This window comes from Kitasatospora sp. NPDC059817 (genome assembly GCF_042731835.1).
GTDB lineage: Bacteria > Actinomycetota > Actinomycetes > Streptomycetales > Streptomycetaceae > Kitasatospora.
In genome coordinates, this window is the sequence record NZ_JBHWIR010000056.1 from 36,475 (window position 1) to 44,177 (window position 7,703).

Genomic DNA, 7,703 nt, shown 5'->3' on the forward strand with positions numbered 1-7,703 from the left:
GCCCTGGCGGGCTGCCGCGGTCTTTGATGGGGTGTGGCCCTGTGTGTGGTTTCTCCTCCATCAATGCTTACTCCCCACCCCGGGGTGCCCCCCCCCCCCCCCCGTCGTCTCCGGAGGCGGCTTTTGCACTGCGTACCGCTACCGGTACGGTCGGTCCCGCCGGGTGACGACCTCCCGGCGGGCGCACCCCGCGCACCCCGCGCACGCGCGGCACACCGGAAGGGTCAGCGATGGCGATCGCCAAGGCAGAGCGGCTGATGAATCTCGCCCTGTGCCTGATGAACACCAGACGTCCGCTCTCCAAGAAGGAGCTGCGGGAATCCATCGAGGCGTACCGCGAGGCCTGGCAGAACAGCAGCGAGGACGCCTTCAACCGGATGTTCGAGCGGGACAAGGACGACCTGCGCGAACTCGGCCTGGTGATCGACGTCGACGAGAGCGCCCTGGACGGCGAACTCGGCTACCTGGCCCGCGCCGACCGCAACCGGCTGCCCGAGATCGCGCTGGACGCCGAGGAGGCGGCCGCGCTGACCCTGGCCGCCCGGGTCTGGCAGCAGGCCAAGATGTCCGGCGCGGCCAGCGGCGCGCTGCAGAAGCTGCGCGCCGCCGGGGTGCCGTTCGCCGAGCCCGAGGGCCGGACCGCCCTGGAGCCGCGCATCCCCGCCCGGGAGGCCGCGTTCGAGCCGCTGCTCACCGCCGCCCGGGACCGTCGCCCAGTCGGCTTCGAGTACCGCAAGGCCGGCGCCGCCGCCGGCGAGCTGCGCACCGTCGAGCCGTGGGCGCTGGAGTGCTGGCGCGGGCACTGGTACCTGGCCGGGTGGGACCGCGACCGCGGCGACGCCCGGGTGTTCCGACTCAGCCGGATCACCGGCAAGGTCCGGGCCAAGGCCGGCGCCTTCCTCGGCACCGTGCCCGAGCACGTCGACGTCCGCGCCACCGTCGCCAAGTTCGCGGGCGAGGGCGCCACCGCCACCGCCACCGTCCGGGTCCGCCGGGGAGCGGGCTTCCCGCTGCGCACCAAGGCGCTGAGCAGCGCGCGGGTGGACGACGGCTGGGACGAGCTGGAGATCCCGTACGGCAACGGGCTGGGCGCCGACCTCGCCGAGTTCGGGCCGGACGTGCTGGTGCTCGGGCCCGAGGAGCTGCGGGCCGACGTGATCGACCGGCTGCGGGCCGTGGCCGGGCTGGACGTGGTGAACGGAAGCGGAGGGGTTCAGGCGTGAGCAACGCGATCGACCAGACGCGGCGGATGCTGTCGCTGGTCACCTACCTGCGCGAGCGCCCCGGCGCCGAGGTGGCCGAGGTGGCCCGTGCGTTCGGGATCTCCGAGCGCGAGCTGATCGGGGACCTCAACGTGCTGCCGATGTGCGGCACCAGCTTCCGCGGCGGCGACCTGCTCGACATCGACACCGACGGCGAGCGGATCTGGTGGCACAACGTCGACGACGTGGCGCAGCCGCTGCGCCTCGCCGCCGACGAGGCCACCGCGCTGCTGGTCGCCGCCCGTGCGGTGGCCGGGCTGCCCGGCCTGCGGGCCGGCGACCGGGAGGCGCTCACCCGGGCCGTCGTCAAGATCGAGAACGCGGCGGGCGAGAGCGCCGCCGGCAGCGCCCGGGTCGGCGTGACCTTCGAGGCGGAGGGCCACGTGTTCGCCGACATCGACCGCGCGCTCAGCGAGGGGCGCCGCCTGTGGCTGCGCTACTACTCGCACGGGCGCGGCGGGATGACCGAGCGCGAGGTCGACCCGATCCGGCTGCTCACCGAGGGCCACACCTACCTTGAGGCCTGGTGCCGCACCTCCGAGGACCACCGGATGTTCCGGCTGGACCGGGTCGCCGAGATCCGGGTGCTGGACGTCCCCGCCGACCCGCCCCGGCGCGAGCCGCGCGATCTGAGCGGCGGGCTGGTCAACCCGTCCGCGGACGACCCCGAGGTGGTCGTCGAGGTCTCCTCCGGCGGGCGCTGGGTGGCCGAGTACTACACCCACGACCGGGCCGAGGAACTGCCCGACGGCGGGCTGCGGATCACCCTGCGCAGCGCCGACCCCTCCCAGCTGCGCCCGCTGGCGCTGCGGCTGGGCCGGGACGGCCGGATCGTCTCGCCGCCCGGGCTGGCCGGGCAGGCCCGCGCGGCCGCCCTGGAGGCGCTGGCCGCGTACGGGGAGCAGACCGTTGCCGACGGGGAGGGGCGGGTCTGATCGGTGGAGCCCGGGACCAGATTCAAGGTGTACTGCTCCGAGTGCCGGGAGAAGGTCGAGCTCCCGGCGGAGGAGTTCCGGCTGACCCTCGGTCGCAGCCCGGCCCAGGCGCACTACAGCTTCGGCTGCCCGCTCTGCGGGGCGGCGGTGCGCAAGCCGGCCGGGGAGAAGATCGTCGCGGCGCTCGTCGGGGCCGGGGTCCGCACCATGCGGCTCGTCCCGGCCGAGGGGTAGCGGGCGCTCTCCTGCGGACCGGGCCGGGGGGCCGGGCCCGATAGGGTGGGGCGCATGTCCTGGATGCTCGTCGCCGCCGTCCTGCTCGCCACCGCGGGCCTGCTGGTCCTCGGGGTGCTCGCGATCCGGCTCTGGCTGGACGTGCGGGCGCTGGCCAAGGGCGTGGACGCGGCCTCGCGGGCGCTGGCCGAGGCGGCGGGGGAGCTGGCGGAGGCCGTACCGGGGCGGTAGGGCCGTCCGGTGGTGCCCGTCCGGTGGTACCCGCCGGGTAAGGCCGTCCGGTTGTTCCCGTTTGGTAGCGCCCGTTCGGTGGTGCCTGTTCGGTAGCACAGGAGGGCCGTCGGTGGTACGGGGGCTGCTGCGGGGAGGCGGGGGCGGGTTACGCTCTCAGATGGCTCCTGCAGATGGCTCCTGAACTGCGAACCGGGGCCGCTGTCCTGTTCGGGCGGCCGTCGTCGTGGCGTCATCCGCAGCGGTTACCATCCGCGGCGGGGGGCCCGACGGGTCGCCATGAGTGAAGGTGGTCGCGCAATGCGCATCTCGATGACCGCGATCGTGGTGGTCGTGATTTTCGCCGTCCTGCTGTTCGGCGCCAAGCGGCTGCCCGACCTGGCTCGCTCGCTCGGGCAGTCGATGCGGATCCTGAAGAGCGAAACCAAGGCCATGCGCTCGGACGGCGCCGAGGAGGACGCCGCCGCGACGCCGCCTCCGGCGCCCCGGGTCGACGGCGGTTCGGCGACGACCGCGGCCAGGACCATCCAGGCCGCTCCGGGCGCCTCGGGCACCGCCCGCCCGGTGGCCGAGCCCGCCGCCGGGCCGTCCGCGGCCGACGGCGACCGCCCGCGCTGAGCGCGGCGCACGTGACGAACGCGACCACGGAGGCCCGTCGACCGGCGGGCCTCGACGCACGAGTTGAGGACCGGGGTTGAGCAAGCTCTCCAAGGCGTCGAAGGCGTCCAAGGATCCTGAGGGGCGGATGGCCCTCACCGACCACCTGCGGGAACTGCGCAACCGCGTGGTCAAGTCGGTCCTGGCGATCGTGGTGATCACCATCGTGGCGGCGATCTACCACAAGCAGATCGAAGACTTCCTGCTGGAGCCGCTGCCGCGCTGCACTGCGGAGACTGCCTCCCAGTTCAAGGGCAAGTGCGCCCAGGTCTCCAACATCGGTCTGACCGCCGGTTTCACCTGGATGCTCAAGGTGTCGCTGACGGCCGGTGTGGTCGCGACCGTGCCGATCTGGCTCTACCAGGTCTGGGCCTTCGTGGCGCCCGGTCTGCACCGGCACGAGAAGAAGTACGCCGTCATCTTCATGCTGTGCGGGGCGCCGCTCTTCCTGGCCGGTTCCGGCTGCGCCATCCTCGTGCTGCCGACCACCGTCGACGTGCTGATCTCGTTCACCCCGAACAACACCACGCCGATCCTGCCGCCCGAGGACTACCTCGACATCGCCACCCGGATGGTGCTGGTCTTCGGCCTGGCCTTCGAGTTCCCGCTGCTGCTGGTCATGATGAACATGGTCGGCATGGTCACCGGCAAGCGGCTGCTCGGCTGGTGGCGCGGCATGGTCATGGGCATCACGGTCTTCGCCGCCTTCGCCACCCCGAGCGCCGATCCGGTGAGCATGCTCACGCTGGCCGCGCCGATCTGGGCGCTGTACTTCCTCGCGGTGGGCATTGCGATCTTCAACGACAAGCGCAAGGAGCGCCGCAACCCCGACGCCGGACTGAGCGACGAGGAGGCCTCGGAGCTGGACCTCTCGGTGCAGCCGGTGGCCGGTGCGGAGATGGTCCAGGCCTCGGCCGCGCCGACGGCCGGCGCCCCGGTGCCCGCCGCCCGTCACGAGCAGATCGACGACATCACCTGAGCCGGTAGCGCACCCTGAGGCCCCGGCCCGCCGCCCGACGCGGTGGGCCGGGGCCTTTTGGCTGCTCCGGCCCGGTTCGGGATTCGGCGGGTGGTCTTGGCACGATGGATGGCATGTGACATATTACTGACGTGCTCAAGACGCAGAGACCTCCCCTGGATGTCGTCGTGGTCGGCGCCGGCGTGGTCGGCGCCGCCTGCGCCTACTACGCGGCCCGCGCCGGGCTCACCGTCGCCGTCGTCGACCGCGGACCGGTGGCCGGCGGCACCACCGGCGCCGGCGAGGGCAACCTGCTGGTCTCCGACAAGGAGCCCGGGCCCGAACTCGACCTCGCCCTGCTCAGCACCCGGCTCTGGCACGACCTCGCCGAACACCTCGGCGCGGCCGTCGAGTACGAGCCCAAGGGCGGCGTGGTGATCGCCGCCACCCAGGCCGGGCAGGACGCCCTGCGGGCCTTCGCCGTCGGCCAGGCCGCCGCCGGCGTCACCGCCGAGGAGATCCCCGCCGAGCGGCTGCACGAGCTGGAGCCGCACCTCGCCCCCGGCCTCGCCGGCGGCTTCCACTACCCGCAGGACGCGCAGGTCCAGCCCGCCCTCGCCGCCGCCCACCTGCTGCGCGAGGCCCGCCGGATGGGCGCCGAACTGATCACCGGCGAGACCGTGACCGCCGTGCACCGGGGGCCGGACGGCGCCGTGCGCGGAGTGCGCACCGACCGCCGCCGCCTCGACGCCCCCGCCGTCGTCAACGCGACCGGCACCTGGGGCGGCGAACTGGCCCGGCTGGCCGGGGTGCACCTGCCGGTGATGCCCCGCCGTGGCTTCGTCCTGGTCACCGAGCCGCTGCCGCGGATCGTCCGGCACAAGGTCTACGCCGCCGACTACGTCGCCGACGTCGCCAGCGGCTCGGCCGGGCTGCAGACCTCCGCCGTGGTCGAGGGCACCCCCGGCGGGCCCGTGCTGATCGGCGCCAGCCGTGAGCGGGTCGGCTTCGACCGCACCCTCTCCCAGGAGGTGCTGCGGCGGCTCGCCGCCCAGGCCGCGGCGCTCTTCCCGGTGCTCGCGGACGTCACCGTGATGCGCACCTACCGGGGCTTCCGCCCTTACCTGCCGGACCACCTGCCGGCCATCGGCGAGGACCCCAGGGCGCCCGGGCTCTACCACGCCTGCGGGCACGAGGGCGCCGGCATCGGGCTGGCCCCGGCGACCGGCCTGCTGATCAGCGAGCAACTGACCGGCAAGCAGCCGGAACTGGACCTCGCGCCGTTCCGCCCGGACCGCTTCCCGGCGGACGCCGGGGCCTGAGCCCGGGACTGCTGCCTGCCTGCCTGCCGACTGCCTCGCTCTGTCGATCGCCCTCGTTCGTCGACCAACCCCGGAACGGAGAAGCCGCCGATGCGCCGCACCCCCGCCGACCTGGTCCGGGCCGAACCCGGCCCCGCCCACCACATCGAGTTCGACGGCCGACCCGTCCCGGCCCTGCCCGGACAGTCGATCGCCGCCGCGCTCTGGGCCGACGGCGTGCTCGCCTGGCGCACCACCCGGGTCGGCGGCCGGCCGCGCGGGGTGTTCTGCGGCATCGGCGCCTGCTTCGACTGCCTGGCCACCGTCGACGGCCGCCCCAACCAGCGCACCTGCCTGCTCCCCGCCGAACCCGGCACCACCGTCACCACCCAGGAGGGCAACGGCCGTGCCGACCTCGCCGTCTGACCGGGCCGCCGCCGAAGCGGCCCGACGCCCCGACCTCGCGGTGATCGGCGCCGGCCCGGCCGGGCTCGCGGCCGCCGTGACCGTTGCCGACCTCGGGCTGCGCTGCGTCCTGCTGGACGCAGGCCGAAGCACCGGCGGGCAGTACTACCGGCACCCCGCGCCCGGCCTCGGCGCCGCCCGCCCGGACCGGCTCCACCACGGCTGGTCCGTCTACACCGGACTGGCCGACCGGCTCGCCGCGCACGAGCGGGCCGGGCGGGTCCGCTTCCTCGGCGGCCACCAGGTGTGGGCGCTGGAGCGGACCGGCGACGGCTTCGCCGTGCACGTCACGCGCGGACCGGAGGCCACCGACCGGGCCACCGTCCCGGCCGCGTCCGTGCTGCTCGCCACCGGTGCGTACGAGCGCCAGCTGCCGTTCCCCGGCTGGACCCTGCCCGGGGTGGTCACCGCGGGCGGCGCACAGGCGATGCTCAAGGCCGGGCTGGTGCTGCCCGGACGGCGGATCGTGGTGGCCGGCAGCGGGCCGCTGCTGCTCGCGGCGGCGTCCTCGCTGGTCACCGCCGGGGCCGAGGTGCCCGCGGTCGTCGAGGCCACCGACTACCTCGGCTACGCCCGGCGCCCCGGCGCCTTGGCGGCCGTCCCCGCCAAGCTCGTCGAGGGCGCCGGCCACGGGAGCACGCTGCTGCGGCACGGCGTGCGGCTGCGCCCGCGCAGTGCCGTCGTCGAGGCGCACGGGACCGAGCGGGTCACCGCCGTCACGGTGGCCCGGCTGGACGCCGACTGGCGGCCGGTGCCCGGCACCGAACGCCGGATCGCCTGCGACGCCGTCGCCGTGGGCCACGGGCTGCTGCCGCAGATCGACCTGGCCACCGAACTGGGCGCGGCCACCAGGACCGCCCCGGACGGCGCGGCCGGGCTCCAGGTCGACGCCCGGCTGCGCACCACCGTGCCCGGCCTCTGGTCGGCGGGGGAGACCAACGGCGTCGGCGGCGCGGACCTCGCGATCGTGGAGGGCGAACTGGCCGCGCACGCCGTGGCTGACCGGCTGCCGAAGCCCGCACTGCTGCGCCGCCGGGCCCGGCTGCGGAACTTCGCCGACCTGATGGCCGCGGCCCACCGGCCCGGCCCCGGCTGGACCGGCTGGCTGCGCCCGGACACCGACGTCTGCCGGTGCGAGGAGGTGCCGGTCTCGGCGATCCGGGAGGCCGTGGACGAGCTGGGTGCGGGCGATCCGCGCACCGTCAAGCTGCTCACCCGGGCCGGGATGGGCTGGTGCCAGGGCCGGATGTGCGGTCCGGCCGTGGCCTGCCTGGCCGGCTCGGGTGAGCCGGGGCCGGACCGGCGGCCGCTGGCCTGCCCGGTGCCGCTGTCGCAGCTGGCGGCCGGGCCAGCTGGGCCGTCCGGGTCGTTCGGGTCGTCCGGGTCGTCCGGGTCGTTCGGCGAGGCCGGCGACACGCCTTAGGGCATGTTGCGGGCCGGGGACCCCTGTCGCCGGCCCAGCTACCCAAAAAAAATGTCACACCAACCCCCCGAGCTCATCGGGTGCAACACCCCCCACCCCACCCCCCCGCCCGCGGTGGGCGCAGACCCCCGCGCGGTCCCCCGGCCGGGACGGCGCCACCAAATCGACAACCCCCCCGCCCCGGCCCCCGCCCCCTTGGGCCCCCGCCCCGGGGGGGGGGGGGGCGGCGCCCCCCGC

Annotated in this window: 9 protein-coding genes; all 9 read left to right on the forward strand. The window is 75.1% G+C overall.

Annotation, left to right across the window (positions count from 1 at the left end):
* Nucleotides 1–230: 230 nt before the first annotated feature.
* The 9 genes from ACFV61_RS14805 to ACFV61_RS14845 all read left to right on the forward strand — a co-directional run bounded on the left by ACFV61_RS14805 (nucleotide 231) and on the right by ACFV61_RS14845 (nucleotide 7,466).
* Entirely contained in the window at nucleotides 231–1,223 is a 993-nt protein-coding gene (locus ACFV61_RS14805) for a YafY family protein (protein WP_063346908.1), read from the forward strand.
* 26 nt (nucleotides 1,224–1,249) lie between these two features.
* Nucleotides 1,250–2,197, forward strand: coding sequence for a WYL domain-containing protein (locus ACFV61_RS14810; RefSeq protein WP_350878052.1), 948 nt, complete (start codon nucleotides 1,250–1,252; stop codon nucleotides 2,195–2,197).
* Nucleotides 2,198–2,200: 3 nt separating this feature from the next.
* A complete protein-coding gene (locus tag ACFV61_RS14815) occupies nucleotides 2,201–2,431 on the forward strand; it encodes a hypothetical protein (protein ID WP_380491932.1) in 231 nt (76 codons plus the stop codon).
* Between the two features lie 54 nt (nucleotides 2,432–2,485).
* Nucleotides 2,486–2,662, forward strand: coding sequence for a hypothetical protein (locus tag ACFV61_RS14820; RefSeq protein ID WP_159398379.1), 177 nt, complete (start codon nucleotides 2,486–2,488; stop codon nucleotides 2,660–2,662).
* A 300-nt stretch (nucleotides 2,663–2,962) separates the two neighbouring features.
* Entirely contained in the window at nucleotides 2,963–3,280 is a 318-nt protein-coding gene (gene tatA, locus ACFV61_RS14825; RefSeq protein ID WP_063346906.1) for a Sec-independent protein translocase subunit TatA, read from the forward strand.
* 127 nt (nucleotides 3,281–3,407) lie between these two features.
* A complete protein-coding gene (gene tatC, locus ACFV61_RS14830) occupies nucleotides 3,408–4,298 on the forward strand; it encodes a twin-arginine translocase subunit TatC (RefSeq protein WP_380491938.1) in 891 nt (296 codons plus the stop codon).
* A 131-nt stretch (nucleotides 4,299–4,429) separates the two neighbouring features.
* Entirely contained in the window at nucleotides 4,430–5,599 is a 1,170-nt protein-coding gene (locus ACFV61_RS14835; protein WP_380491934.1) for an NAD(P)/FAD-dependent oxidoreductase, read from the forward strand.
* A gap of 90 nt (nucleotides 5,600–5,689) precedes the next feature.
* Entirely contained in the window at nucleotides 5,690–6,004 is a 315-nt protein-coding gene (locus ACFV61_RS14840) for a (2Fe-2S)-binding protein (RefSeq protein ID WP_063346903.1), read from the forward strand.
* The gene (locus ACFV61_RS14845; RefSeq protein WP_380491936.1) at nucleotides 5,985–7,466 is read left to right on the forward strand and encodes an NAD(P)/FAD-dependent oxidoreductase; all 1,482 of its coding nucleotides are present in this window, start codon (nucleotides 5,985–5,987) and stop codon (nucleotides 7,464–7,466) included. Before ACFV61_RS14840 ends, ACFV61_RS14845 begins: the two co-directional genes overlap by 20 nt.
* The last annotated feature ends 237 nt before the right edge of the window (nucleotides 7,467–7,703 follow it).

Bases quoted from the DNA above. Each gene is read 5' to 3' on its own strand.
- tatA (WP_063346906.1), top strand. From the start codon at position 2,963: ATGCGCATCTCGATGACCGCGATCGTGGTGGTCGTGATTTTCGCCGTC.
- ACFV61_RS14840 (WP_063346903.1), top strand. From the start codon at position 5,690: ATGCGCCGCACCCCCGCCGACCTGGTCCGGGCCGAACCCGGCCCCGCC.
- ACFV61_RS14820 (WP_159398379.1), top strand. From the start codon at position 2,486: ATGTCCTGGATGCTCGTCGCCGCCGTCCTGCTCGCCACCGCGGGCCTG.
- ACFV61_RS14810 (WP_350878052.1), top strand. From the start codon at position 1,250: ATGCTGTCGCTGGTCACCTACCTGCGCGAGCGCCCCGGCGCCGAGGTG.
- ACFV61_RS14805 (WP_063346908.1), top strand. From the start codon at position 231: ATGGCGATCGCCAAGGCAGAGCGGCTGATGAATCTCGCCCTGTGCCTG.
- tatC (WP_380491938.1), top strand. From the start codon at position 3,408: ATGGCCCTCACCGACCACCTGCGGGAACTGCGCAACCGCGTGGTCAAG.